Origin of the sequence: Salinimonas chungwhensis DSM 16280, assembly GCF_000378185.1 — a bacterium.
Lineage (GTDB): Bacteria > Pseudomonadota > Gammaproteobacteria > Enterobacterales > Alteromonadaceae > Alteromonas > Alteromonas chungwhensis.
Genome location: NZ_KB899388.1, coordinates 57,336 through 81,640, shown reverse-complemented (window position 1 = coordinate 81,640; position 24,305 = coordinate 57,336). Strand labels below are relative to the sequence as shown.

The following is a 24,305-nucleotide window of genomic DNA, read 5'->3' as shown; positions in this document are numbered from 1 at the left end:
CAGAGAAAATCAGGGTGTTTTCTGACTCGCTCTTTCTAACGCTCGACTAAACGCGATGTCCGATACAATACGATTGCGGCCGGCGTTTTTTGCCTGATACAGCAGTTTGTCAGCCCGGGATATACTGTTGACCAGTGAGCTGGCAGGAGCGGTAAGCAAGCCGGCACTGATACTGATATTGATGCTTGTCTGGCTGATAGTAACCGGTTGCTGAGAGACTTTGACGCGAAATGATTCCATTCGATCTACCGCAGTCTGCGCATCAGTGTCCGCCATAAACACGCAAAACTCTTCGCCACCAAATCGGGCGATGACAGCATCGGCAAAATGCTGGCGTAGCAGTAAAGCAGTATGAACCAGCACTACATCGCCATTTTCGTGACCGAAGGTATCGTTAACCTGTTTGAAATTGTCTAAATCAATCACCGCAAGCGCATAACGTTTACCACGCTGGACTGCCAGTCCGGATAGCTTATTGAGAAAATAACGACGGTTGAATAATCCGGTTAGAAAGTCTGAATTCGCCATAGCAGTAAGGGCTTCAACATTCTCAATAAGCTCGATATTCTGGGTAATTCGACACAGAAATTCTTCATGGCAATAGGGTGTTAACAGAAAATCGTTAGCGCCGGATTTGATAAAGCGAGCAGAGCTGAGTTGTGCTTCCTGAGTATTAACACTGATGATAGCCAGGCGTTCTTTAGCGTAATCCATGCGAAGATTGGAAATTATGGTGGTGCTTTTTACATCATCAAAGTCGGTGCCGGTGATCACGAGGCGTATTTCAGGATTTTCACGCACCAGTTGATAAGTGCGCTCAGCGCTATTGGCTTCATAGGTAATAAAATTATGCCGTCGTAATAACGATGTCATCCTTACTGCCGCTGTCCGAGACTGACCAGCCACGACAATGCCTATTTGCTTATTTTTTTCCAGACGCTTTAATAGCCTCGCCAGATAATCGTAGGTCTGGGTATTTTCTTTGGGAATATAGTCGACAACTTCACGACGCAACACATCGTCCCGCGTGCCCTTATCCATACGGGCAGTAACAACAATGGTCGGCAGAATGCTATCCAGACAAAAATCAATCGCCTGGCCGTTTGGGGCATCCGGTAGATTGTAATCGACAATGGCGCAAAGGTAGTCTTCCGGGGGGGACTGCATAAACAGGTGGTTTGCTTCTGTCAGCGATTGCGACACCACGGGCACAAGATCTGCCTGTTCCACCAGTTTAACGACGATATTTATCGCCGTTCGGCTGTCTTCAATAATAAGAACTTTGTTTTGCACGCGCACAATCCCCATTTACAGACGATATATTGTGCGCGCTTTAGTGGGGGTTTCAATTAGCCTTTAGTTTAGCATAAGCCAGTACCAGCCACTTGGTGCCAAACTCATCAAAATTGACCTGCACGCGGCCGTGGTCTCCCGCACCCTCGAAATTCAGCACAACGCCCTCACCAAATTTAGGGTGACTTACCCGCTGGCCCAGGTTGAATCCACTATCTTCAAAGGCTTCGTGAGAAGCGGTACGACTAAACCGGTTATGCACCGGCCGGGACACCTGACTTTTCAGGCGAACTTCCTGAATATATTCAGAAGGAATTTCACGGATAAAGCGAGAGGCTGTGTGAAACTTATCCTGGCCGTAAACCCGGCGACTTTCAGCGTAAGTGATGAATAGTTTCTGCATCGCACGGGTCATACCGACATAACAAAGGCGGCGCTCTTCTTCCATTCTGCCAGGCTCATCATTAGTCATTTGAGAAGGGAACATACCTTCTTCAACGCCTGCCAGAAAAACCAGCGGGAACTCGAGGCCTTTGGCACTATGGATGGTCATCATCTGAACCGCATCCTGCTCTTTATCTGCCTGGGTTTCTCCAGCTTCCAAAGAAGCGTGAGCAAGAAAAGCGGAAAGAGGGGTCATTTCATCGGCTTCTTCGGGCACAATGAACTGTTTACAGGCAGTGACCAGCTCCTCAAGGTTTTCCAGCCGGGCCTGGGCCTTTTCTCCGCGTTCAGCCTGATACATCGCATATAACCCGGAATTTTTTATGGTTTTATCAGCCTGCTCTTCCAGCGGCAATGACAAAACTGTTTGCTCAAGTTCACTGATGAGCGTGGTAAAGCTTTGCAGAGCCTTTGCTGCCCGTCCTGTCAGACTTCCCTCACTGATAAGCAGGTTACTGGCCTGCCACAGCGAACAGTTTTGTTCGCGGGCGGCAATTCGCACCTGAGTAACGGTTTTTTCGCCGATGCCCCGGCTCGGGGTATTGACCACGCGTTCAAATGCCGCATCATCATGAGGGTGGTTAATCATACGCAAATAGCCCAGCGCGTCTTTAATTTCCTGACGCTCGAAGAAGCGCAGACCGCCGTAAATACGATAAGCGATGGTTTCGTGGAGCAGGGCCTCTTCCAATACCCGTGATTGTGCGTTGTTACGATACAAAATCGCACAATCCTTAAGCGGATTACCCTTATCCAGCCAGGCTTTAATTTGCGAGACAATAAATCGTGCTTCGTCCAGCTCATTAAATCCGGCATAGACAGATATTAACTCGCCTTCGCTGTCTTCAGTCCATAGCTCTTTCCCCAACCGGCCATCGTTGTTATCGATAACTGCATTGGCGGCATGAAGAATATTGCCTGTTGAGCGGTAATTTTGTTCAAGCCGGATGGTGCTGGTCTGGGTGAAATCTTTTAGAAACTTATGAATATTATCGACATTGGCACCGCGCCAACCGTAAATCGACTGGTCATCGTCCCCGACAATCATAATATTGTTCGTGTCACCGGCACAGAGCATCCGCAACCAGGCATACTGAATATTGTTGGTATCCTGAAATTCGTCAACCAACACGGCTTTAAAACGGCGCTGATAATGGGCCAGGACTTCGGGGTTTTTGGCCCAAAGTTCGTGGGCGCGCAACAGCAGCTCGGCGAAATCTACCAGACCTGACCGATCACAGGCTTCCTGATAGGCGGCATAAATTTCGCGCATCTTCTGGGCCACCGCGTCGCCGTGGGTTTCAATGTGGTGTGGCCGCAGTCCTTCATCTTTATTGCCATTGATGTACCACTGAACCTGCTTGGGTGCCCAGTGTTTTTCGTCCAGGTTCATGGCCCGCAAAATACGCTTTACCAGACGATACTGGTCATCAGAGTCAAGGATCTGAAAATTTTCAGGTAAGCCAGCTTCGGCGTGGTGACTACGTAACAGTCGATGGGCAAGACCGTGAAATGTACCAATCCACATATTATGCAGATTACGACCCATTAGGGACTCGATACGCCCGCGCATCTCCCGTGCTGCCTTATTCGTAAATGTAACGGCAAGTATGGAGAAGGGGGTCATATTCTCAACTTCCATCAGCCATGCAATGCGGTGAACCAGAACGCGGGTTTTGCCACTACCAGCACCTGCCAGTACCAACATATTGGACGGAGGAGCACCCACCGCTTCACGTTGTTTGTCGTTCAGGCTGTCAAGCAGCAAAGAGACATCCATAATTTCCGTCACCTGTTTTTAATTGTCACAAATGAGCGTAATTATGCCAGTGAACTGTGCGTTTATACAGCAAAGCAGAAAATTTTATTAGAATGAAGAGGCGGTTTTCGGGGTAGGGGGAAAAGCGATGCCCGCAGCGGGCGCTGCGGGCATCAATAAATACTTAGAAAGAGTCGACTTCGCGCTCAGCCTCTTCACGGCTTTTGCCATAGCGCTGTTGAATCTTACCGATTAGTTCTTCGCGGCGACCATCAATAACATCCAGATCATCATCGGTCAGCTTGCCCCATTTTTGCTGGGCTTTGCCTTTCATTTCTTTCCAGTTACCTTCGATTTTATCGTTGTTCATAGCGTCCCTCCATTAAGAGTATTGCAATACCTGCATCTAAGCAGGTTTCCAATCTTATTGATGCATGGTTCATACCAGCAACCTATTACAAAGATAACCTCATGATCTGAAAGCGTTAAACGAACGCTTCGCTAAGGTATTAAGATATATAAATAAAATTAACAATGACATTCATACAGAAATTTTGCAGCTTTTACACTCATTGGTGAAAGAAACCCAGATCTTCCATGGCGTTTTTTTAATGGAAAAAGCTGATCATTTGCCCTTAGGCATGGGTACAACGCACGCATATACCGCGTATTGTACATTATCTTATGCACTGTTGATGTTTGTAATCTGGTGCGTCACAGTACACACCAGTCAATGTACACATACGGATCATGCTCCACCATCGGGACTAACGCTATGCAGGCACTTACCGGAACTCAGGACTTTTGGCACACGCTGAAAAATGAAGCCAAGCAAATCGCGGGCAATGAACCACTGCTGGCCAGTTATATTCATGCGTGTATTCTTACGCATCATAATTTTGAGTCCTCACTGAGTTTTATCCTTTCCAACAAAGTCGCTGACGATGTCATGCCGGCACTGGCGATTCGTGAAGTATTCGACCAGGCCTATCTGCTGCAGCCTGAAATTGTTGACGCCGCTATTGCAGACATCAAGGCGGTGCATGACCGGGATGCCGCCGTAGAAAACTACCTCACCCCATTGCTTTATTTTAAAGGGTTTCAGGCTGTGCAGGTGCATCGCATGGCACATTACCTGTGGAAGCAGGGCAGGCATCAGTTAGCCTTGTTTCTACAAAGTCGTAACTCAGAAGCCTTTGGTGTGGATATGCACCCGGCTGCCCGAGTGGGCAAAGGGATCATGGTTGACCACGCCACCGGTATTGTAGTGGGTGAGACCGCTCTTATTGAAGACAATGTTTCGCTGCTCCAGAGTGTTACCCTGGGCGGTACCGGTAATGAGTCTGGCGACCGTCACCCTAAAGTCAGGCAGGACGTGCTGGTAGGTGCCGGCGCAAAAATTCTGGGTAATATCGAGATTGGTCGCGGCTCTAAAGTAGGTGCCGGAAGTGTAGTGCTCAGTGATGTTCCGCCACATACTACCGTAGTTGGAGTGCCTGCCAAAGTTGTTGGCAGGCCCAGTTGTGAACGGCCTTGTGATTCGATGCGGCAAAATGTGCTGGAAGATAATGGCATGTCAGACCAGAGCGAGTAGTTCCTCAAACTCGTCCAGTTCTACGTGAGGTAATACACGTGTCTTTTCTGTGTTGATAGCCATGGGTCGATTACAGGCAAACCAGGCAGCCTGCTTACCGGCGCAAATCGCCCCGAAAACATCATTGGTCAGGCTGTCACCAACATGCAGGATCTGCGCGGGGGGCAAATTAAGCAACTGCGCTGCTTCATCAAACATGTGCCGGTGTGGTTTCATTGGTCTTTCCAGACTGGCATGCAACACGTGAGTAAAATAGTCACTGGCGCCAATCTTTTTAACATCAACATTGCCGTTGGTAATACCGATAAGCGGAAGTTTTTGCGCCAGCGCAGTTAATGTTGTATGAATCACATCGTGTAGTTCCAGTTCGCTACGAGCAGTATAGAAGCAGTCAAAGCACGCTTTTGCTGCTTCCTGACGGGCTTTTTCTTCGCTGATATCGTCGCGCAGCGCCTCGGCAAGTGTACGTAAGCGAAGCTGTCCCATATCTGATGATAAGTCAGGGGTGTCGGTCAGTAGCCGTTCCCGTATCTGGTGCCATTGGGCTGGAGTCAGCGCGCTGGCATAGTCATACCGTTGGGCGATAAACGTTTTCAGTGTTTGTTCAGCCGCCCGAATAACCGGTCCGTTATCATATAAAGTATCGTCCAGATCGAATGTCATAGCACGAATTGGCCCCAGAGGGCGGTAAAAGCGCATGCGCTCTCCTTACTTTTTGCGCGCTCGTGGATGGGCGCGATCATAAACTTTGGCCAGATGCTGAAAATCCAGATGGGTATAAACCTGGGTCGTAGATAAATTAGCGTGTCCCAAAAGTTCCTGCACGGCACGAAGATCCCCGCTGGACTCCAGTACGTGGGTAGCAAATGAGTGGCGCAACTTGTGTGGATTAAGTTTGTTGTCGATGCCCTGTAGCCGGGCCATCTGGTCCAGCCGATTAGCGACCTGCCGGTTAGAAATGCGATTTTTACGCTTACTGAGAAAAACGGCCTGCTCTTCAGCTTCGGCAAAATTACCGCGTACTTTTAACCAGGCCTGCAATGCCTTTTGCGCCATTCTGCCGACAGGCAGCAGGCGTTCCTTACTACCCTTGCCTCTGACTCTCAGTAAGCCATCTGGCAGACAATCATTGAGATTCAAACCAGTCAGTTCACTCAGTCGTAGACCACAACCGTAAAGCAGCTCAAACATTGCCTTATCGCGATAGCTTAGCAAATCCTCTTCATGGCCGCTTAGCAACTGCTGCATATCGTCCACATTAAGCTGTTTTGGAAGCGGCCGGCCCTGCTTGGGGGCCTGGATCCCATCCATAGGATTACTGAACAGTCTTCCCTCATCAATCAGATAACGACAAAAAGTACGCAATGCAGAAAGACGTAAAGAAATACTGCGAGCATGCTTGCCCTGTTGTTTAGATATGCTTAGAACCCGTTTGACATCGACGGGTGTCAGGCCAGACCAATCCTGAAGTTGTAGTGTGACACCCACAAAGTGTAACTGGCGGCGATAATTGCTCAGCGTATGTGGAGAAAGGCCGCGTTCTACCTGCAGGTGGCGTAAAAATTTATCAATCCAAAATGCGCAGTCATCAGACAGTTCCGCTGAGGGTGTCACTGCTGATCGCATTAGTATTTTAACAAGCCTGGTAATACATAGCTGAGAACCTGTTGTAATTGCTTTAGCAACAGGGTATCCATGTCAGGTGTGAAATGGCTGGCATCACTACTGCCAATCGCCGCAATACCCAGAGGCTCTTCTTTACCGATGAGAATTAATGCCGCAGACTCGGCAACTGCATCTTCAAACAGCAAATGTCGCTCATGCTGACTAAGACGCCCGAAAAAGAAGGGCTCATTTTTGAAACGTTTTTCCACAAAAAGCCGGCGCTGTAATTCTGGCAGGGCATGCGGACCTTTAAATAACTTGAGGGTAACCGAAGCCAGTGCTAACTTTTCCTGTAGTACTTCTTCAAGCCGTAGCTGAATTTCGGCGACACTCTGGCAGGTTAGTAACTGCACGTTGAGATCGGTGTAAACGCGATAAATTTTTTCGTTCTGTTTGGCGATACTGATTAACTGGCTGAGTTTATAATTGAGCTGCCGGACTTTTTTACGCAGCTGCTCGCTTTGTACCTCTACCAGTGACACGCTTCCCTTCTGCATATGAGGAATGCGAATATCTTCCAGTAACTCCGGATGTCGGACAAAAAATTCAGGGTTTCGGCGTAAAAAGTCGGCAACATCACGGGCGCTAATCATCGTCTCTGAAGAAAAGTCGCTGTTTGATGATGTTTGTGCCTGCCCGGTCACATCGTTCATAAGGTTAACTGTCCATCATAAATATGTTCTGCCGGTCCGGTCATTTTTAATACCGAGCCTGGTCCCTGCCAGCGGATACGCAGCGTTCCCCCGGGTAAGTCAACACGCACGTCTTTACCCAGCTTGCCCTGCATCTGTCCAACCGCAACAGCCGCGCATGCGCCGCTGCCACATGCCATAGTTTCGCCCGTGCCACGTTCAAATACACGGAGTTTAATATAGTCGGCCCCGACAACTTCCATAAACCCAACATTAACGCCTTCGGGAAACCGTTCGTGACGCTCCAGTAATGGGCCAATGATCTGCACGTCAGCGGTCGTTACATCATCTACTGACAATACGCAGTGGGGATTGCCCATGGAAACGGCCCCGTAAAACAGCGTATGGTTACCTTCCCGGGTCAGGTAGACATTCTCTTGTTTATTCGCCTTTAATGGGATCCGGGCCGGTTCAAATTCTGGTTTGCCCATATTAACCGTTACCTGGCCATCTTTCTCCAGGTACAGCACCATTTTCCCCGCCTTTGTGCTTACCAGCACTTTATTACGGTTGACCAGTCCTTTTTGCCGGACAAAACGGGCAAAGCAACGCGCACCATTGCCGCACTGCGATACTTCCGAGCCGTCTGCATTGAAAATGCGGTAATGGAAGTCATGCTCGGGGTCGTAAGGAGGTTCCACTAAGAGCAGCTGGTCAAACCCAATTCCAAAATGACGATCTGCCAAAGACCGTATCTTATCTGGTGAGAAGAAGACATTCTGGGTGACGTTATCCACGACCATAAAGTCGTTGCCCAGCCCGTGCATTTTGGAAAACTGTATGTGCATTAACTGCTAATCTGCCTTGTAATCATAGCGCTAGTTTACGGAAGTTTGTACTCGCCTTGCCAGAGATCTTTGCGTTTTTCTCGTTCCCTGACGACAAAAACGCGGTCGCCATCCACAAGCAATTCGGGCGGACGACAGCGACTATTGTAATTTGATGCCATAGTAAACCCATAGGCCCCAGCGCTTCTGACAGCAAGCAAATCCCCGGCCGCCACCGCCAGTTCCCGATCCCGACCCAGAAAATCACCCGTCTCACACACCGGGCCAACCACATCGTATATACGCGGGGAGGCGGTGGTTTGCTGTTCCACCCGAATAATATTTTGCCAGGCAGAATACAGTGCCGGACGCAACAAATCGTTCATCGCCGCATCCACTATTGCAAAATGCTTTTCTTCGCCGTCTTTAATAAACTCCACCTGGGTGACCAAAATACCAGCATTTGCCGCAATTGCCCGGCCGGGCTCCAGAATAAGCTTCAGATTTTCCCGGCCCACCATACGCTGGGCCAGTGCTGCTGCGTAATCTTTAGGGTGGGGCGGCGTCTCGGCATCGTAGGGAACACCCAAACCACCACCCAGGTCCAGATGAGATATCTGAATACCCTTTTCTGCCAGCTCGTCAATCAGAACCAGTAACCTGTCCAAAGCATCCACAAAGGGCGTAAGATCAGTAAGCTGTGAGCCAATATGACAATCCATGCCAATGACATTCAGATGGGGCAGGGCATTGGCAAGCTCATAAGTGGCTACAGCCTGCTCCCTGGCAATACCAAATTTGTTAGCCTTTAGCCCGGTGGAGATGTAGGGGTGCGTTTTAGCATCCACATCAGGGTTGATACGTAATGAAATGGGCGCCATGCAACCTTTTTGTGCGGCCACTTCATTGATTCGGTGAAGTTCAGGCTCAGATTCAACGTTAAAGCACATGATGCCTTGTTCCAGGGCGTAAGCAATCTCATCATGGGTTTTGCCAACACCTGAAAATACAACGTTGCCGGCATCACCGCCAGCCTCAATGACACGTGCCAGTTCACCGCCGGAAACAATATCAAACCCCGAACCGAGTTTAGCCAGCACACTAAGGACCCCAAGGTTGGAGTTAGCTTTTACTGCATAACAAATTAAATGAGGGTGGTTGCCCACAGCATCGTTAAACGCATGCCAGTGGCGCTCAAGGGTGGCTCGTGAATAAATATATGCCGGCGTACCGTGCTGCGCGACAATATCCGTTACTGACACCTCTTCGGCGTACAGACTGCCGTTTTGATACGTAAAATGATCCATTACGGGGTCTCCCCCTGTTGATTTTGTGTCGCAGACGGCGCAGTACGCTGGTTAGCGGCTTCTTCATCAGGAAGATATAGCGCACCGCGATAGCCACATGCACTGAGCAGCAGCGCTGCCAGAGCACATAAACCGATGATACGTGATGTTTTTTGCACGATGATCCCACTGGGCATTACTCAATATGCTGTTATCATCGCATCGCGCAATTAAAATGCAAGAGACAATAGTTTTTGTCGCGTTCTGTCGCCGAACTTTACTTGCTTCCACAGCGCCTCACACAGTGATTCGGTATCCGCAAGATCGCCGGCTTTTAGCCAGTTGATGAGAATAGTAGGGTCATCGGGGAAAGTAATGGCTTCAGCGGCTGGCGCCTCAAGCCACTCCTCAACAATATCGGTATCAAGCTGAAATAACGTCTGGCAAAGCTCCAGCTGGCTCAACGTCAGCACATTCGACAGTTGCTCGAACTGGCCGTGTAACGGTTTTATAAGTAGCTTTTTGCCCAAATGCAGGGCCTCGCTGGACAATTCAAATCCACCATTGGCGATGACGCCGCATGACTGACTCAATGCGCGTGCAAATCCGGCTTTGGAAGGAGGGTGCCAGCTAATATGCCCGTTCGTCACGTCACTTGTTATCGCCGGGTGATAGCACACAAAATGATGCTCAGACAGTGGCTCAAGCATTTGTTGAATATCACTGATATCCTCAAACGGAAGATAGACCAGAATGTGGGCATGTAATTCCTGCTGCGCAGGTTTGTCACAAATGAAAGGCGGAACTATAGGCTGATTAAAGTGAAACCAGTGTACGCCAAGTTTTACCTCGCAAGGGGCAAAATAGCGTAGTAGCAGCTTATCAAGTATGCTGTCGCCAGATTTGGGAACGGCATAGGCAAACGCCGCCTGATGAGAAATGGAGATTGATGGCACCTTCTGCCGCCGGGCTGCCCAGGCAGTAACGGGTTCAAAATCATTTACAAGTAAATCATAACTGCTGGCATCAAAGGCGCGGACATCGGCAATAAAACCCCGGACGTTGTTTTGCCGAAATGTGGCCCATTTATCCACCTGTCCATGCCTGGTTGCAAAACTTAACCCCGGCAATGTCCGGTAGTCACCAAAAACATCCATATCGAAGTATTTGTCCGGGGCGCGTCCGGAGAACACAAAGTCGACGCTTACATCGGTGTGTTGTTGCAATGCTGCCGCCATGATCCGGGCCCGGGCGATATGCCCGTTTCCTGTTCCCTGTACGCCGTAAAGTATTTTCATATCATCCCATTACCCACAGGCTTGCTGAGGCGATTGCGATACCCAGTAACATACCCGCCAGTATATCGGTCGGGTAATGCACGCCCAGTAAAATTCGGGAAAGACCAATAAGCATTGCCCAGCTGCATGCCAGCAATGCAAAATCAGGATAAAAATAAACGATAATACTGGCCATCAGCCAGGCTGCAGCGGTGTGACCCGAGGGTAAACTGAATTTGTCAGAGGGCTTTACGTGAACAAACATATCGCTGAGTAAATCGCAGGGGCGAGGACGCCTGAACAGTTTTTTCATGACGACATACACCGGCAGCTCCAGCCCATAGGCCATCAACGCGGTGTACAAAAATAACTCGCCATGTTCACGCTCGAATGCCCACAGCAGCATACCGAGAGCAAAATAGAGGTAGCCATCGCCGGTTTTGGACATCCACAGCACGCGGCGACATTGGCGCTGGGCAGTCAGACGATTGAGTCGGTAGAACAGCGCGGTATCATATTCGCTCAGGGTTTTCAGTCGCATCACTTGGTCCTGCAGCCCATTGTTTAGCCCGTAGAGTAGAAAGGGTCTGTGACCATCCGGTGACAAAATGAAGAAACCTTTATGACAGTGTTGCCGTAGGCTGATTTGAAAAGTAAGGTAAGCGTGTAACGACTACATTTAATACAAAAAGCGCCACTCTGTTTGCCCCAAATGATGCTATGCTAACCACATGTAGCACAAGCGCTAAGACGGGCTTCGGCGTGTAACTTTCGTAACTGACTTCGGTCTCCAATCCAAAAGGCTTCGTGATGGATTATAACACCTCTGAATTATGTGATTTGTTTGCTGATAGTGTCGATGTGGTTGATCCTATGTTTATCAGCTATGGTGGGCGCTACTCGTTCGGCGGTGAGATTACCACAGTAAAATGTTATGAGGATCGGGGAATAATAGACCGGGTACTGGCTCAGCCAGGCAGTGGTAAAGTTTTATTAATTGATGGTGGCGGCTCTACACGTCGTGCTTTGGTAGATGCAACGTCGGCACAACTGGCTATTGATAACGATTGGGAAGGTATTGTCTGTTATGGCAGTGTGCGTGATGTGGATACCCTGACTGATTATGACATAGGCATCCTGGCCATTGCTGCTATTCCGGTTAACGCGGACAGCGAAAGTATCGGTGATGCGGATATTCCGGTGAACTTCGGCGGTGTAACATTCCTGCCCGAAGATCACCTTTATGCTGACAGTACCGGCGTCATTTTATCGCCGGAACCTCTGGATATTGATTAGGGCATTTAGCCCTGGTTCTTGTTTGCAGGGTCAAACACCTCATTCAGATAGAATGCAATTCTAACCCCTGCTTGCTGCAGCCGCTCTTTGGCGGTGGGCAGGTGGTTGTATAAATAATCGTAAGACATATCGTTGGCGTTGTCAGGATAAACACTGTCACGTATTGCTGTGCTCTCTTTAATCCAAACCAGTGGATCAGTGGTATTCCACTGTGTGAGATGTTCCGGGGTGATTTTTGCGTTTAGCCAACGAGTCCATTCAGAAAATGACAGTTTTCGCTGGGCCAGCATCTGCGAGTCCCAGACACGGTGCAGATTAGAGTCTTCCCAGAAAAAGCGTACCTTTACATCATTACCACCGCGATCAGTGCCGTTTCCGGCATGAAGTGGTTGATGCAGGTCGCCGATGATGTGTACCAGAAACCGCAGTGCCAGTTGCTTATCTTCCTGTGAGGCAGTGTCATCGGTCAGTGTTTCGGTAAAACGATTTAAGGCGGTGACTGAATCGCCCTGTTCTGGCGCGCCCGCCTCCGCGTAGGTTTTTCCCTCGGGCACGGTTACGTAGTGATACGGGGGCGATACATCCTGCCAGAAATGGCTCGGATTGGAGCGCATTTCATCGGCATAGGTGGATGCTTCGGCCAGAGTTTCATTGGGTAACAATGCATCTACCGCGGCCGTCGCATGGGGGCTTAGGTAATGCTGTGCAATAGCACCGGTAACACGGTGGCCAGTCTGACCCCAGCCAAATGCCGGAAGGCTGGCCAGCAAGCTGCTGGCGAGACCCAGCGTCAGCAAGCGTTTTTTTCCGAAAAATACGTGCATGTGTTTTAGTCCTTTGTCGTGGATGGTTGATAACCCCATCGGGCAATCAGCGATTGGTCCAGTCCCAGATGATCCAGAATTCGCGCTACCACAAAGTCTACCAAATCGGAGATAGTGGTGGGCTGATGATAAAAGCCGGGGGCGGCTGGCATGATTGTGACACCCATTTGTGACAGTTTTAACATATTTTCCAGGTGGATAGACGATAAAGGCATTTCCCGTGGAACCAAAATGAGCTGACCACGTTCTTTCATTACTACATCCGCAGAGCGCTCTATTAAATTGTCACTGGCGCCAGTGGCTATGGCTGAAAGCGTACCGGTGGAGCAGGGGCAGACAACCATTTTTTTGGGGGCCGCTGAACCTGATGCTACCGGTGCAAACCACTCTTCTTTGCCACACACTCTAATCTGCCCCTCGCGGGCAGCAAAATGCTGGGTGAAAAATGCTGCCGCTGCGTCCGGGCGGGCCGGAATTTTCAGGTCTTCCTCAGTGGCAAAAACGACTTTTGCCGCAGATGAAATCAGTACAAACACCTCATAGTCTGCTTTGACCAGACACTCCAGCAAACGCATAGCATAAGGCGCTCCGGATGCACCGGTTATCGCCAGGGTTATTCGTTTTTCGGTCATATTATCTCCTGTGACACTGTACCCTGAAGGGCATCAAGCAGCCGCTGGTGGATACCCTCAAATCCACCATTACTCATTACCACAATATGATCACCTGGCTGTGCGTGTTCCACTACCCAGTCAACAATAGCCTGCGTCTTCTGAAATATATGCGCTGGCGCACGGCTGGCCAGCGCCGAGTCTGCCAGCGACCAGTTCATACCGGCAGGCTCATAAACAATAACTTCATCGGCTTGTTGCCAGGAGTTGGTAAGGGTATCTTTGTGGACACCCATTTTCATTGTATTGGAGCGCGGCTCAAGGATGGCGATAATACGCTGCTGGCCCACTTTGTTGCGCAAACCGGCCAGGGTAGTGGCGATGGCCGTGGGGTGGTGAGCAAAGTCGTCATATAAAGAAATATTGTTAACTGCGCCCTTTAGCTCCATTCTGCGTTTTACATTTTTAAAGCCCGACAGTCCGTCGATTGCGGTTTCTATTTGTACACCGGCGTGGTGAGCGGCGGCGATGGCCATCATACCATTATCCACGTTGTGCTGGCCTAATAATGCCCAGTCTACTACACCTACTTTGACGCCTGCTTTGTATACCGTGAAAACACTGCCATCAGGGTTCACCAGCTCTGCCTGCCAGTCTTTGCCTAAGAATTGTTGCTGACTCCAGCAACCCCGTTGCAGCGTCTGGTCAATGGCCGCATTGTTCGCAGGCGATAAAATCAATCCGTTTTGGGGCACCATACGCACCAAATGATGAAACTGAGTCTGGATGGCGGCCAGGTCAGCAAAGATATCCGCATGATCAAATTCTAAATTATTGATAACCAGTGTTTTGGGGCGATAGTGGACAAATTTGGACCGTTTATCAAAAAATGCGCTGTCATATTCATCTGCCTCGATGACAAAAAACGGGCTGGCGCCTGTCCGCGCAGAGATGCCAAAATTTTCCGGGACTCCCCCGATCAAAAAGCCTGGCTCAAGGCCGGCAAACTCAAGTATCCAGGCAATCATGCTGCTGGTAGTGGTTTTGCCGTGGGTACCCGAGACACCGATAACCCAGCGATCGTTAAGCAGATTTTCCAGCAGCCACTGGGGGCCGCTGGTGTACGGCAGATTGCGATCCAGCACATATTCTACTGCCGGATTACCGCGGGACAACGCGTTGCCAATAATAACGATATCGGGCTGAGGCTCAAACTGCGTCGGGTCGTAGCCTTGGGTTAGTGTGATACCCAGCGCTTCAAGCTGTGTGCTCATGGGCGGGTATACATTGATATCTGAGCCTGTCACTGTGTGGCCCAGTGTTTTTGCGATAGCGGCGATGCCTCCCATGAAGCTGCCACAGATCCCCAGAATGTGTACGTGCATAGCGGTTACTGCCTTGGCGAAGAAGTGCGTTACTTTATCAGAAGGCAGCGGTGGATCGAATAACTCATTTCCCTGTACGTCGTTTCAAAGGTACAATCTCTTTGCCGGTCAAAAAAGAACCGATGCCCATGGTTCGGCCCAGCTTGCTGGTCAGCCATTTGCATAGCACAATAATTCAGGACCGGTGAAGCACAGATATGGCTATCTATACCGATAATAATTACCCTACAAAAGAAACAAGGCATTAGCACACATGAAACGATTAAACTCACAGCTGCAGCATGACGGCGCCCCCCTTGAACTTATTTTACTCTTACGCACCATGCTGGCCGGGTGTAAGGAAATCTCTTTTCGGGTAAGCCAGGGCGCGCTTGCCGGGGTACTTGGGTCTACCCTCAGTGAAAATGTTCAGGGTGAAACGCAGAAAAAGCTGGATGTGATCTCCAACCAGATTTTAAAAGATACGTTGCGTGATTCAGGCTATGTAAAGGCGATTTCGTCTGAAGAAGAAGACACAGTGGTGCCCTGTAACCCGGAAGGCAATTATCTGGTCAGTTTTGACCCCCTGGACGGCTCATCGAATACTGAAATCAACAGCCTGATCGGTACTATATTTTCTATCACCCATGCTCCGCAATGGATGGAGCCTGATGATCCGTCAGCATTTTTGCAACCCGGCTCGCAAATGGTTGCTGCTGGTTACGTTTTGTACGGCCCATCGACCATGCTGGCGATGACTACCGGGCGCGGCACGCATATTTATACATTGGATAAAACCCATGGTGGTTTTTTGCTGACCCATCCTAATGTCAAAGTGCCAGAGCAAACTGCTGAGTTTGCAATTAATACGTCTAATGAGCGTCACTGGGAAGACCCGGTTAAAAATTATATCAATGATTTGCTGGCAGGTACCGAAGGCCCCCGAGGCAAAGATTACAATATGCGCTGGGTGGCTGCGATGGTAGGTGATATTCACCGGGTATTGTGTCGCGGTGGTATTTTCATGTACCCGTTTGATAAGCGGAACCCGTCGAAACCCGGTAAACTGAGACTGCTTTATGAAGCCAATCCAATGGCATTTTTAATGGAGCAGGCTGGCGGGCTGGCGAATACTGGCCATGGTCGCATCATGGAAGTGATGCCAACCGAAATCCATCAGCGGGTACCAACCATTCTTGGTTCAAAAGAAGAGGTTGAAACATGCCTAAGCTATTATCAGACTGATAAATAATCAATTGATGCGTGTGTGGTCAACTACATGAGAACAGCAGTTCTCATTTTGTCACGCGCGCCGTATACTTTAACTATTTGCTGCAATAAACCGAATTCGTTTTATTGTAGCGAGTCGACTTTTAGCCTACTACTAAGGAACTTTTCATGAGTCTGAACGATGTTACCGCAGGTTCTAATGCGCCTGATGAAGTGAATGTTATCATCGAAATCCCGGCCCACGCGGACCCGGTAAAATATGAAGTGGATAAAGATTCTGGTGCCATGTTTGTGGACCGCTTTATGGCCACCTGTATGCATTACCCGGTGAACTACGGTTATGTTAATGACTCATTGTCAGAAGATGGTGACCCGGTAGATGTATTGGTAATGACCCCGTTTCCAATTCACAGTGGGTCGGTAATTAAATGCCGTCCGGTGGGCGTTCTGAACATGACGGACGAGTCGGGCAAAGATGCGAAAATTCTTGCTGTGCCAGTGGATAAATTGTCTACGATTTATCGTGATGTTAAAGAAATTGATGATGTGCCTGAACTGACTAAGCAGCAGATTGAGCATTTCTTTACGCACTATAAAGATCTGGAACCTGGTAAGTGGGTCAAAATTGACGGCTGGGCAAATGCTCAGGCCGCCAAAGATGAAATTACCAGCAGCATAAAGCGCTTTGAACAGAATAAATAAAACTGTCTGTGTATATTGAAAAGGGCCGAACCGGCCCTTTTTTTTGTTTAATGCCCGAAATACTTTTTAACGGTCAGATGAACAAAAATTGCGTTTCAGCAATATCAAGTTATCGCACAGGTAAGGTGAGAACAGGAACTAATATGGTTAGCAGAATAGTAAAATCAGTGGTTTTCACTGTACTTTTTATCACTTCGACGGGTGCCCTCGGCGCCGAGCCACAGGAGGTTTATTGGGAAGATCTTGTGCCTGAAGGGTTTAACGAGTTAGATGCCCCAGCGGTTCAGCATGACGGAGAGATGACACAACTTCAGCCTAATGCGCCTGTCGTCGATAAGTACGACGGAAAGCGCGTGAAAATTCCCGGCTTCGTAGTACCTTTGGAAGGGACTGCCGAATTAACCACTGAGTTCCTGCTGGTGCCATACTTTGGGGCGTGCATACACGTACCACCGCCGCCGTCCAATCAGATTGTTTACGTAAAATTTGAAGAAGGTGTTGCTATTGACGATTTGTATGACGCGATTTGGGTTACTGGCACACTCTCAACAGCTGGCTGGAAGGGCGACATAGCGTCAGTTGGATATCGACTAACCGGTGAGTCTGTCGCGCCGTTTTAAACCAACCAGCGTTAGTAGCATCAATGCTCATCTACGGTGACGAAAAAATAAATAGCACGGTGGACAGCTGCGCAGAAAAAATGGCTGGCAGCATTAACACGTTCACTTTGCCCGTTTAATTTCTCCATGCCATTACCAGGCAGCGGTATTTGCGCCCTCATTCCGCCAAACGTGGTTGGCTATTTCATCTTCACCGGCAATTTGATTACGTAAAATGTCCGAGTCCTTGTTGTTGGACAGGCTGGTTGCAGCCGCTATCAAACGCCTTTGCCAAATTAATAGTTGCTCGATAAAAGGTTGGTCAGAATCTTGAATAATAACGTCATAGTTTAAAGATTCAGCGGCTCATGACATCGTTCTGTCTGAAATGGCAGTCATATGGAAACGGTGCAGTGTAGTTGTTACTTACCTGGCACGGAGATATTGCATGAACAAAGCACTGGTAGTTGAAGGCGGCGCGATGCGCGGGGTTTTTGCAGCAGGCGTGCTGGACATGTTTTTAAGTCATCAGCAAAGCTTTGATTTTGCCATCGGCGTGTCGGCTGGGGCCACTAATCTGGCTACATACGTATCGCAGATACCGGGTCTGAGCCGCACAATCATCACCGATTATGCCACGCGCAGGGAGTTTTTCAGCCCGTTGCGATTTATCCGTGGTGGCCATATGACAGATGTTCACTGGTTGTGGCATCAGTGTCGTCAGCAACTCGACAGCCGCCTGCCCACAATTAAAACGGCAATTCCTCTGTATGTAGGGGTGACAAATGTGGATACCGGGCAATGTGATTACCTGCGTGCTGACCACGATAATATTGATGATTTGATGGTGGCATCCTGTTCCATTCCCATGGCGTATCGCGAGCAGCCTGTAATTGGTAATCATCGTTATGTGGATGGTGGTGTAGCTGATGCAATTCCGGTTAAAAAGGCGTATGAGATGGGCGCCCGTGATATTACAGTAGTCTTGTCACAACCTTTAGGCTTTTCGAAGCCGACCATCAGGTCGCCCTGGTTATTTGAGCGTTTATACGGCCATCAGCCCGAATTAATGGAAACCCTGCTGCAACGGCCTGGTATTTATAACGAAACGCTGTCATTTTTGAAAAATCCGCCAGCTGATTTGAATCTTACGATAGTAGCTCCGCCGGCCGGTTTTCAGGTTAAGAGACTTACCATGGATAAGAAAAAGCTGGAGCGCGGTTACAAGTTGGGCAAAATCGCGGCGCGGAAAATGTTTAAAGCGCAGCGTGCGGCTGCCTAGACGACCGCTTGCAATCAGTGCTGTTATTTACAGCGGGCAGCGTGTTACTGCCCCTGAGGTGTATAGATATGCTCAGCACGACTGAACAACAGCCATGAGGTCAGTATATACTTGTCGTTGCTGGTGGGGATCTGGCCACGGTGGGTATGCGTAAAGTAGGCCGGTGCAATGACCATTCTGCCCGTCTTCGGGGTCACAGAGCGATCCTGATAATAAAAGTCTGTCGTACCGCCTTCCTCAACGTCATTCAGGTAATACATAAATAACAATACACGGTGTAACGCATCGTTGTGGGGAAGTTGCGGATACACTTCTGAATGCCAATAAGGATAGCCACCCTCTTGCGCGGTGTAACGCTGAGCGTTAACTTCACCAATTCGAAACAGATAGTTAAGCAGGTTAGACAAATTTGGCTTACCTACTTCGGCAAAATTGTCATGAGTCAGTTTGACCGGTTCACCCGTTTGCGGATGCCTGACCGTTAGAGCAATAGGCCCCACCAGGGCAAAGAAATACTTCTCAATATAGTTAAGTAAAGCCTGGCCAGTTTTTTCCATAACAGGCTGAAAAAACGACGCAAACTCTTCATTTTCGCTGAACGACACATCCACGCTACGTTTCTTATCAAGATCAACACCACCGCCGGTGCGACCGGGCGCAAGATTGGGGCTATTGTCGAACCGTTCGATAATCTGAGCACAAAGCTGCGGGTCAAGGACATCATCAATGACTTCGATGAAATCGTTACTACTACTCATCATGTGACTCCAGCAAGTGAACAGAAAGTTTATCTTTTATCTCTTCAGAGATAGGCGCAGAACACTGATTTTGGTAATCAAAATTGACCAAGGTGGTGGTGCCCGTGGCGCATTTTTTATCGTTTTGCCAGACTTCCTGCAGAGTAACAAAAGAGCTGCGACCGATACGCTGAAGATATGTTTTGATGGTGACCGGCGTACCGTAGAACAGCTGATGGTGGAAGTCGACGTGATAACTGGCCAGAATCAGGGGCCATTGTTTGATGTCTAGGGTGGGCACAAAATAAGCAAACACCGGGTCACGTGCAGCTTCAAACCATTGCACCAACACAGTATTTCCCACGTGTCCCAGCGCATCTGTTTCACAAAATCTCACATCAAATGTTGTTTCTAAAGGGCGTGCTTCGCTCATAAGTTTAGTGTTGAATCAAGTTGTTGTAGTGCTTCCACCTTAGCACGGCGGAAGCACCAAACAAACCTACTGTTGCCGTTCAAGCATTGGCTTGAGAAATTTACCCGTATGGGAAACTTCTGCGTTAGCAACATCCTCAGGCGTTCCTTGCGCAATAATCTCTCCGCCGCCGGACCCGCCTTCAGGCCCTAAGTCTACAATCCAGTCGGCTGTTTTTATCACATCAAGATTGTGCTCGATAACAACCACAGTATTCCCGTGATCCCGCAACCGATGTAATACTGCCAGCAACTGTTTAATATCATGAAAATGCAAACCGGTGGTGGGCTCATCCAGAATATATAGCGTTTGACCAGTATCCCGCTTGGATAACTCCCGGGCCAGTTTGACACGCTGGGCCTCACCGCCGGAAAGTGTAGTGGCAGCCTGACCAAGTCGGATATATGCCAGGCCCACATCTTTCAGGGTCTGAAGTTTTCGGGCAATAGAAGGAATCGGGTCGAAAAATTCCCGGGCTTCTTCCACTGTCATATCCAGCACTTCGTTGATGTTTTTACCCTTGTACTGGACTTCCAAAGTCTCACGATTGTAGCGTTTGCCTTTACACACATCGCAGGACACATAGATATCCGGCAAAAAGTGCATTTCTACTTTAATCATCCCGTCGCCCTGACAAGCCTCGCAACGTCCACCTTTGACGTTAAAAGAAAAGCGGCCCGGTTTATAACCTCGTGAGCGGGATTCCTGAGTGCCGGCAAATAACTCGCGGATAGGCGTAAAAATACCCGCATAAGTGGCAGGATTAGAGCGCGGTGTTCGGCCGATGGGGCTCTGGTCAATGTCCACCACTTTGTCCAGGTGCTCAAGTCCGCTCATCATAGTATAGGGGGCTGGCTCATTGGCGGTGGCATTATTTAGTTCACGCTGTGCAATGGGATAAAATGTATCGTTGATAAGGGTTGATTTACCTGAGCCGGATACCCCGGTGACACATGTCATCAAACCTACCGGCACGTCCAGCGTGACAGATTGCAGATTATTGCCGGTAGCACCCTCCAGGTGTAACCATTTTTTCTTGTCAGGCTTGTTGCGCTGTGCGGGAATTTCAATTCGCTCTCGGCCAGACAGGTACTTTCCGGTAAGTGAGTCTTCACTATTGATAATATCATCTACCGAACCTGCAGCGATGATTTCACCGCCATGAACACCCGCGCCCGGACCAATATCAATGACATAATCGGCCTCTCGAATAGCGTCTTCGTCATGCTCCACCACCAGTACGGTATTGCCCAAATCCCGTAAGCGGGTGAGGGTACGAAGCAAACGCTCGTTGTCCCGCTGATGCAGACCGATAGAGGGCTCATCAAGCACATACATTACACCTACCAGGCCGGCACCAATCTGGCTGGCCAGGCGAATACGCTGCGCTTCGCCGCCGGACAATGTGTCGGCGCTGCGGGATAGATTCAGATAATTCAGACCAACATTTACCAAAAAGCCCAGTCTGTCCTGAATTTCTTTTAAGATTTTATCGGCTATCTGCGCTTTTTGCCCGGTTAAATCAAGTGTTTCGAAAAAGTCGAAAGCATTAGCGATGGACATTTCAGCAATGTCCGGCAAATTGGTCCGCTGGATAAATACATTACGCGCTTCCTCACGGAGCCTGGAGCCGCCGCAGCTGGTACATGGCTGCTGACTAAGGTATTTGGCAAGCTCCTCTCTCACTGCGTTAGATTCTGTCTCGCGGTAGCGGCGTTCCATGTTGGGAATGATGCCTTCAAAGGGATGTTTGCGCTCCATGATATCGCCGCGATCATTGATATATTTAAACTTCAGCGATTTACCCTTAGAGCCGTACAAGACGATATCGCGCTCTTCCTGCGTTAGTTGCGCAAAGGGTTTGGTCAGATCAAAGCCGTAATGGTCAGCAACCGCCTGCAGCATCTGAAAATAATAATAGCTGCGTTTGTCCCAGCCACGAATCACACCACCAGATAAACTCAGCTCGTCATTGATAATAATACGGGATGGATCGAAAAATTGCCGCGTTCCCAGACCGTCGCAGGTAGGGCAGGCGCCGGCGGGATTGTTAAACGAAAACAACCGGGGTTCCAGCTCACTAAGACTATAACCACAGTGAGGACAGGCAAAGTTAGCCGAAAAAACAGTAGGTTCAGCGTCCGGGGTATCCATGTCAACAACACGCGCATTGCCACCAGAAAGCTCCAGCGCTGTCTCAAACGACTCGGATAAACGTAGCTGCAGGTCGTCCCGGACTTTAAAGCGATCCACCACCACTTCTATGGTGTGCTTTTTATGCAAATCCAATTCCGGAGGATCTGACAAATCACAAACCTCACCATCGATCCGTGCCCGGATATAACCCTGAGCAGCCAGATTTTGCAGGAGCTTAACATGTTCACCTTTGCGGTCAGAGACCACCGGGGCTAACAACATCAGCTTACTGCCTTCCGGCATCTCCAGGACCTTATCGACCATCTGACTGATAGTTTGGGCATCAAGCGGTTCATCATGCGTAGGACAACGCGGAGTGCCCACTCTGGCAAACAAAAGGCGAAGGTAATCGTATATTTCGGTAATCGTCCCAACTGTGGAACGAGGATTATGGGATGTCGATTTTTGCTCAATGGAGATAGCTGGCGATAACCCCTCGATGTGGTCAACGTCCGGTTTTTCCATCATCGACAGAAACTGGCGCGCGTAAGCAGACAGAGATTCGACATAACGCCGCTGGCCTTCTGCATACAGCGTATCAAACGCCAGCGACGATTTGCCAGAGCCTGATAAGCCTGTGATAACGACCAGCTTATCTCTTGGAATTGCCAAATCGATATTTTTCAGATTGTGGGTGCGGGCACCCTGTATTTCGATTTTATCCATTGAAACCCATACGTTTGCCAAAATTCCAGTATGCCACACTGGCTGTTGAAAATACTATTTAGTTACGCCTGCTTAATAAGGCAGATCAGTTAATGAAAAACGTGTCATGGGCGAAAAAGCTTTTTGTGGTACACTGCGCGACGAATTTCGATGACAGGATAATGTAAGGTTTTGAACGCGTTAGAGGTCCGCGCAGCAGTGTCCCTGGCACTGGTTTACGTTCTGCGCATGATGGGATTATTTATGGTGATGCCGGTACTCGCCGTGGCGGCTATGGATTATCCTGACTACTCCCCTGTCCTTGTAGGTCTGGCCGTTGGTGGCTATGGCCTGACACAGGCTGCGTTACAAATACCTATGGGCATGTTGTCGGACCGGTGGGGGCGCAAACCGGTTATTTTATTTGGCTTAACCGTCTTTGCAGCCGGTAGTTTTATTGCTGCTACAGCAGACACGCTGGCGTGGATGATTGCCGGGCGAATCCTGCAGGGCGCCGGGGCGATTGCCGGGGCTATCATGGCGCTGGCCACCGATGTTAGCCGTGAGACGCAACGGGCTAAGGTAATGGCAGTTATTGGTATTGCTATTGGCTTTTCATTTTATCTGGCGGTACTGGCCGGGCCGCTCATCGCCAATAGCTGGGGCTTAAGTGGTATTTTTGCGCTGACCGGCGTGTTGGCGATATGTTGTATGCCCCTTATCCAGTGGGCAGTACCCACGGTTGGTATGCAAGGCAGTGGGGATGTTCTGCCACAGCGTAATCAATTGCGCCGATTACTGGTCTCTTCACAACTGTGGCGTCTTAATCTCAGTGTGATGCTGTTGCATATGATGATTACCCTGTTGTTCGTACAGTTGCCGGTAACGCTGGTGCATTTTGATATGACCCTGGAAAGTCACTGGATGCTGTATCTACCGGTACTGGTAGCATCTATCATCGGTCTGATTATTCTGATGGCTATTGGCAAGGGGCAGACCCCACGCAAAGTGGTGATGGCCGCAGCGTTGATGATGACGGTCGCTTTCGCCATGTTAGGCGCCCAGGACCATGCCCGCTGGGTTGTGGTCGGTGCGGTGATTCTTTTCTTTACCGGCTTCAATTATCTCGAGGCAAGTTTTCCGGCCCTGGTGTCGAGTATTGCGCCTGCCGGCGAAAAAGGCACGGCCATGGGAATTTATGCCAGCTTCCAGTTTTTTGGCGCCTTCATCGGCGGCGTGCTGGCGGGTGTGGTGGCTGATCACTGGACACCAGAAACAGCTTATTTTGTCGGTGCTGTAGCGGCCTCCTGCTGGCTACTTGTATTGCGCGGACTCAACGAAGTGAACCGAGTCAAACGTGTCACGTTTAAATGGCAGGGCTCTGCACAGGCGTCTTCTGAGCTGGGACAGGCATTAAATGAGGTAACCGGTGTGCAGGAAACCACCATATCTGTCAATGAGGGTATGGTCTATCTGAAAGTTACCCAGCAGTTTGATCAGGATGCTATCAATCGTATTCTGACTCGCTTCTCCGCACGTTAACGCTGACATTCTGGATTCAGACCAGACA

Annotated in this window: 24 protein-coding genes; 7 read left to right on the top strand and 17 right to left on the bottom strand. The window is 49.4% G+C overall.

Going from position 1 to position 24,305, the window contains the following annotated elements; all coding sequences use genetic code 11:
• Positions 1-9: 9 nt before the first annotated feature.
• From F458_RS0115925 to F458_RS0115915, 3 genes are all read right to left on the bottom strand, one after another.
• Positions 10-1,293 (bottom strand): GGDEF domain-containing response regulator, encoded by a 1,284-nt coding sequence (locus F458_RS0115925; RefSeq protein WP_040610656.1) that lies wholly within the window; start codon positions 1,291-1,293, stop codon positions 10-12.
• A gap of 52 nt (positions 1,294-1,345) precedes the next feature.
• Positions 1,346-3,517, bottom strand: coding sequence for a DNA helicase II (gene uvrD / locus F458_RS0115920; protein ID WP_018984433.1), 2,172 nt, complete (start codon positions 3,515-3,517; stop codon positions 1,346-1,348).
• 163 nt (positions 3,518-3,680) lie between these two features.
• Entirely contained in the window at positions 3,681-3,866 is a 186-nt protein-coding gene (locus tag F458_RS0115915; RefSeq protein WP_018984432.1) for a CsbD family protein, read from the bottom strand.
• A gap of 405 nt (positions 3,867-4,271) precedes the next feature.
• On the opposite strand from F458_RS0115915, the gene cysE reads away from it, so the two are divergent.
• The gene (gene cysE / locus F458_RS0115910) at positions 4,272-5,090 is read left to right on the top strand and encodes a serine O-acetyltransferase (protein ID WP_018984431.1); all 819 of its coding nucleotides are present in this window, start codon (positions 4,272-4,274) and stop codon (positions 5,088-5,090) included.
• Here cysE and F458_RS0115905 read toward each other — a convergent pair.
• From F458_RS0115905 to F458_RS0115870, 8 genes are read right to left on the bottom strand one after another with little or no spacing between them, the layout of a single operon-like run.
• The gene (locus F458_RS0115905) at positions 5,073-5,789 is read right to left on the bottom strand and encodes an HAD-IA family hydrolase (RefSeq protein ID WP_018984430.1); all 717 of its coding nucleotides are present in this window, start codon (positions 5,787-5,789) and stop codon (positions 5,073-5,075) included. The genes cysE and F458_RS0115905 overlap by 18 nt on opposite strands.
• 9 nt (positions 5,790-5,798) lie before the next feature.
• Complete coding sequence (gene xerC / locus F458_RS0115900; RefSeq protein ID WP_018984429.1) at positions 5,799-6,716, bottom strand: tyrosine recombinase XerC; 918 nt, start codon at positions 6,714-6,716, stop codon at positions 5,799-5,801.
• On the bottom strand, positions 6,716-7,408 hold the full coding sequence (locus F458_RS0115895) for a DUF484 family protein (protein ID WP_018984428.1): 693 nt from the start codon (positions 7,406-7,408) through the stop codon (positions 6,716-6,718). The genes xerC and F458_RS0115895 overlap by 1 nt, the downstream gene beginning before the upstream one ends.
• The gene (dapF, locus tag F458_RS0115890; RefSeq protein WP_018984427.1) at positions 7,405-8,235 is read right to left on the bottom strand and encodes a diaminopimelate epimerase; all 831 of its coding nucleotides are present in this window, start codon (positions 8,233-8,235) and stop codon (positions 7,405-7,407) included. The genes F458_RS0115895 and dapF overlap by 4 nt, the downstream gene beginning before the upstream one ends.
• 35 nt (positions 8,236-8,270) lie before the next feature.
• Positions 8,271-9,521, bottom strand: a complete 1,251-nt coding sequence (lysA, locus tag F458_RS0115885; protein ID WP_018984426.1) for a diaminopimelate decarboxylase — start codon at positions 9,519-9,521, stop codon at positions 8,271-8,273.
• The gene (gene lptM, locus F458_RS20765; protein WP_156824275.1) at positions 9,521-9,679 is read right to left on the bottom strand and encodes an LPS translocon maturation chaperone LptM; all 159 of its coding nucleotides are present in this window, start codon (positions 9,677-9,679) and stop codon (positions 9,521-9,523) included. The genes lysA and lptM overlap by 1 nt, the downstream gene beginning before the upstream one ends.
• 51 nt (positions 9,680-9,730) lie before the next feature.
• Positions 9,731-10,798, bottom strand: a complete 1,068-nt coding sequence (locus F458_RS0115875; RefSeq protein ID WP_018984424.1) for an MJ1255/VC2487 family glycosyltransferase — start codon at positions 10,796-10,798, stop codon at positions 9,731-9,733.
• Position 10,799: 1 nt separating this feature from the next.
• Positions 10,800-11,318 carry a phosphatase PAP2 family protein gene (locus F458_RS0115870; RefSeq protein ID WP_018984423.1) on the bottom strand — a complete coding sequence of 173 codons (519 nt, stop codon included), beginning with the start codon at positions 11,316-11,318 and terminating at the stop codon, positions 10,800-10,802.
• A gap of 269 nt (positions 11,319-11,587) precedes the next feature.
• Here F458_RS0115870 and rraA point away from each other — a divergent pair, with 269 nt between their 5' ends.
• A complete protein-coding gene (gene rraA, locus F458_RS0115865; protein ID WP_018984422.1) occupies positions 11,588-12,073 on the top strand; it encodes a ribonuclease E activity regulator RraA in 486 nt (161 codons plus the stop codon).
• Between the two features lie 5 nt (positions 12,074-12,078).
• Here the strand turns inward: rraA and F458_RS0115860 are convergent, their stop codons facing one another.
• From F458_RS0115860 to mpl, 3 genes are read right to left on the bottom strand one after another with little or no spacing between them, the layout of a single operon-like run.
• On the bottom strand, positions 12,079-12,897 hold the full coding sequence (locus tag F458_RS0115860; protein WP_018984421.1) for a S1/P1 nuclease: 819 nt from the start codon (positions 12,895-12,897) through the stop codon (positions 12,079-12,081).
• Positions 12,898-12,902: 5 nt separating this feature from the next.
• Positions 12,903-13,529, bottom strand: a complete 627-nt coding sequence (locus tag F458_RS0115855) for a flavin prenyltransferase UbiX (RefSeq protein ID WP_018984420.1) — start codon at positions 13,527-13,529, stop codon at positions 12,903-12,905.
• Complete coding sequence (gene mpl / locus F458_RS0115850; protein ID WP_018984419.1) at positions 13,526-14,893, bottom strand: UDP-N-acetylmuramate:L-alanyl-gamma-D-glutamyl-meso-diaminopimelate ligase; 1,368 nt, start codon at positions 14,891-14,893, stop codon at positions 13,526-13,528. The genes F458_RS0115855 and mpl overlap by 4 nt, the downstream gene beginning before the upstream one ends.
• 253 nt (positions 14,894-15,146) lie before the next feature.
• Here mpl and F458_RS0115845 point away from each other — a divergent pair, with 253 nt between their 5' ends.
• From F458_RS0115845 to F458_RS0115825, 4 genes are all read left to right on the top strand, one after another.
• Entirely contained in the window at positions 15,147-16,124 is a 978-nt protein-coding gene (locus tag F458_RS0115845) for a class 1 fructose-bisphosphatase (RefSeq protein ID WP_018984418.1), read from the top strand.
• A 146-nt stretch (positions 16,125-16,270) separates the two neighbouring features.
• Positions 16,271-16,804 (top strand): inorganic diphosphatase, encoded by a 534-nt coding sequence (gene ppa / locus F458_RS0115840; RefSeq protein ID WP_018984417.1) that lies wholly within the window; start codon positions 16,271-16,273, stop codon positions 16,802-16,804.
• 143 nt (positions 16,805-16,947) lie between these two features.
• Positions 16,948-17,424 carry a DUF3299 domain-containing protein gene (locus tag F458_RS0115835; RefSeq protein ID WP_018984416.1) on the top strand — a complete coding sequence of 159 codons (477 nt, stop codon included), beginning with the start codon at positions 16,948-16,950 and terminating at the stop codon, positions 17,422-17,424.
• Between the two features lie 427 nt (positions 17,425-17,851).
• Positions 17,852-18,685: a patatin-like phospholipase family protein gene (locus F458_RS0115825; protein WP_018984413.1), complete on the top strand. Its 834-nt coding sequence runs from the start codon at positions 17,852-17,854 to the stop codon at positions 18,683-18,685.
• A gap of 44 nt (positions 18,686-18,729) precedes the next feature.
• Here the strand turns inward: F458_RS0115825 and F458_RS0115820 are convergent, their stop codons facing one another.
• The 3 genes from F458_RS0115820 to uvrA form a co-directional block, all read right to left on the bottom strand.
• Positions 18,730-19,443, bottom strand: coding sequence for a 2OG-Fe(II) oxygenase (locus F458_RS0115820; RefSeq protein ID WP_018984412.1), 714 nt, complete (start codon positions 19,441-19,443; stop codon positions 18,730-18,732).
• Positions 19,436-19,855: an acyl-CoA thioesterase gene (locus F458_RS0115815; RefSeq protein WP_018984411.1), complete on the bottom strand. Its 420-nt coding sequence runs from the start codon at positions 19,853-19,855 to the stop codon at positions 19,436-19,438. Before F458_RS0115815 ends, F458_RS0115820 begins: the two co-directional genes overlap by 8 nt.
• Before the next feature lie 66 nt (positions 19,856-19,921).
• Entirely contained in the window at positions 19,922-22,756 is a 2,835-nt protein-coding gene (uvrA, locus tag F458_RS0115810; RefSeq protein ID WP_018984410.1) for an excinuclease ABC subunit UvrA, read from the bottom strand.
• Between the two features lie 171 nt (positions 22,757-22,927).
• On the opposite strand from uvrA, the gene F458_RS0115805 reads away from it, so the two are divergent.
• Positions 22,928-24,277, top strand: coding sequence for an MFS transporter (locus F458_RS0115805; protein ID WP_018984409.1), 1,350 nt, complete (start codon positions 22,928-22,930; stop codon positions 24,275-24,277).
• The last annotated feature ends 28 nt before the right edge of the window (positions 24,278-24,305 follow it).

Coding starts and splice junctions, on each gene's coding strand:
- F458_RS0115905 (WP_018984430.1), bottom strand. CDS start 5,789: ATGCGCTTTTACCGCCCTCTGGGGCCAATTCGTGCTATGACATTCGAT.
- F458_RS0115820 (WP_018984412.1), bottom strand. CDS start 19,443: ATGAGTAGTAGTAACGATTTCATCGAAGTCATTGATGATGTCCTTGAC.
- F458_RS0115870 (WP_018984423.1), bottom strand. CDS start 11,318: ATGCGACTGAAAACCCTGAGCGAATATGATACCGCGCTGTTCTACCGA.
- F458_RS0115815 (WP_018984411.1), bottom strand. CDS start 19,855: ATGAGCGAAGCACGCCCTTTAGAAACAACATTTGATGTGAGATTTTGT.
- ppa (WP_018984417.1), top strand. CDS start 16,271: ATGAGTCTGAACGATGTTACCGCAGGTTCTAATGCGCCTGATGAAGTG.
- mpl (WP_018984419.1), bottom strand. CDS start 14,893: ATGCACGTACACATTCTGGGGATCTGTGGCAGCTTCATGGGAGGCATC.
- F458_RS0115845 (WP_018984418.1), top strand. CDS start 15,147: ATGAAACGATTAAACTCACAGCTGCAGCATGACGGCGCCCCCCTTGAA.
- F458_RS0115875 (WP_018984424.1), bottom strand. CDS start 10,798: ATGAAAATACTTTACGGCGTACAGGGAACAGGAAACGGGCATATCGCC.
- uvrD (WP_018984433.1), bottom strand. CDS start 3,517: ATGGATGTCTCTTTGCTGCTTGACAGCCTGAACGACAAACAACGTGAA.
- rraA (WP_018984422.1), top strand. CDS start 11,588: ATGGATTATAACACCTCTGAATTATGTGATTTGTTTGCTGATAGTGTC.
- dapF (WP_018984427.1), bottom strand. CDS start 8,235: ATGCACATACAGTTTTCCAAAATGCACGGGCTGGGCAACGACTTTATG.
- F458_RS0115835 (WP_018984416.1), top strand. CDS start 16,948: ATGGTTAGCAGAATAGTAAAATCAGTGGTTTTCACTGTACTTTTTATC.
- F458_RS0115915 (WP_018984432.1), bottom strand. CDS start 3,866: ATGAACAACGATAAAATCGAAGGTAACTGGAAAGAAATGAAAGGCAAA.
- cysE (WP_018984431.1), top strand. CDS start 4,272: ATGCAGGCACTTACCGGAACTCAGGACTTTTGGCACACGCTGAAAAAT.
- xerC (WP_018984429.1), bottom strand. CDS start 6,716: ATGCGATCAGCAGTGACACCCTCAGCGGAACTGTCTGATGACTGCGCA.
- uvrA (WP_018984410.1), bottom strand. CDS start 22,756: ATGGATAAAATCGAAATACAGGGTGCCCGCACCCACAATCTGAAAAAT.
- lysA (WP_018984426.1), bottom strand. CDS start 9,521: ATGGATCATTTTACGTATCAAAACGGCAGTCTGTACGCCGAAGAGGTG.
- F458_RS0115825 (WP_018984413.1), top strand. CDS start 17,852: ATGAACAAAGCACTGGTAGTTGAAGGCGGCGCGATGCGCGGGGTTTTT.
- F458_RS0115855 (WP_018984420.1), bottom strand. CDS start 13,529: ATGACCGAAAAACGAATAACCCTGGCGATAACCGGTGCATCCGGAGCG.
- F458_RS0115860 (WP_018984421.1), bottom strand. CDS start 12,897: ATGCACGTATTTTTCGGAAAAAAACGCTTGCTGACGCTGGGTCTCGCC.
- F458_RS0115895 (WP_018984428.1), bottom strand. CDS start 7,408: ATGAACGATGTGACCGGGCAGGCACAAACATCATCAAACAGCGACTTT.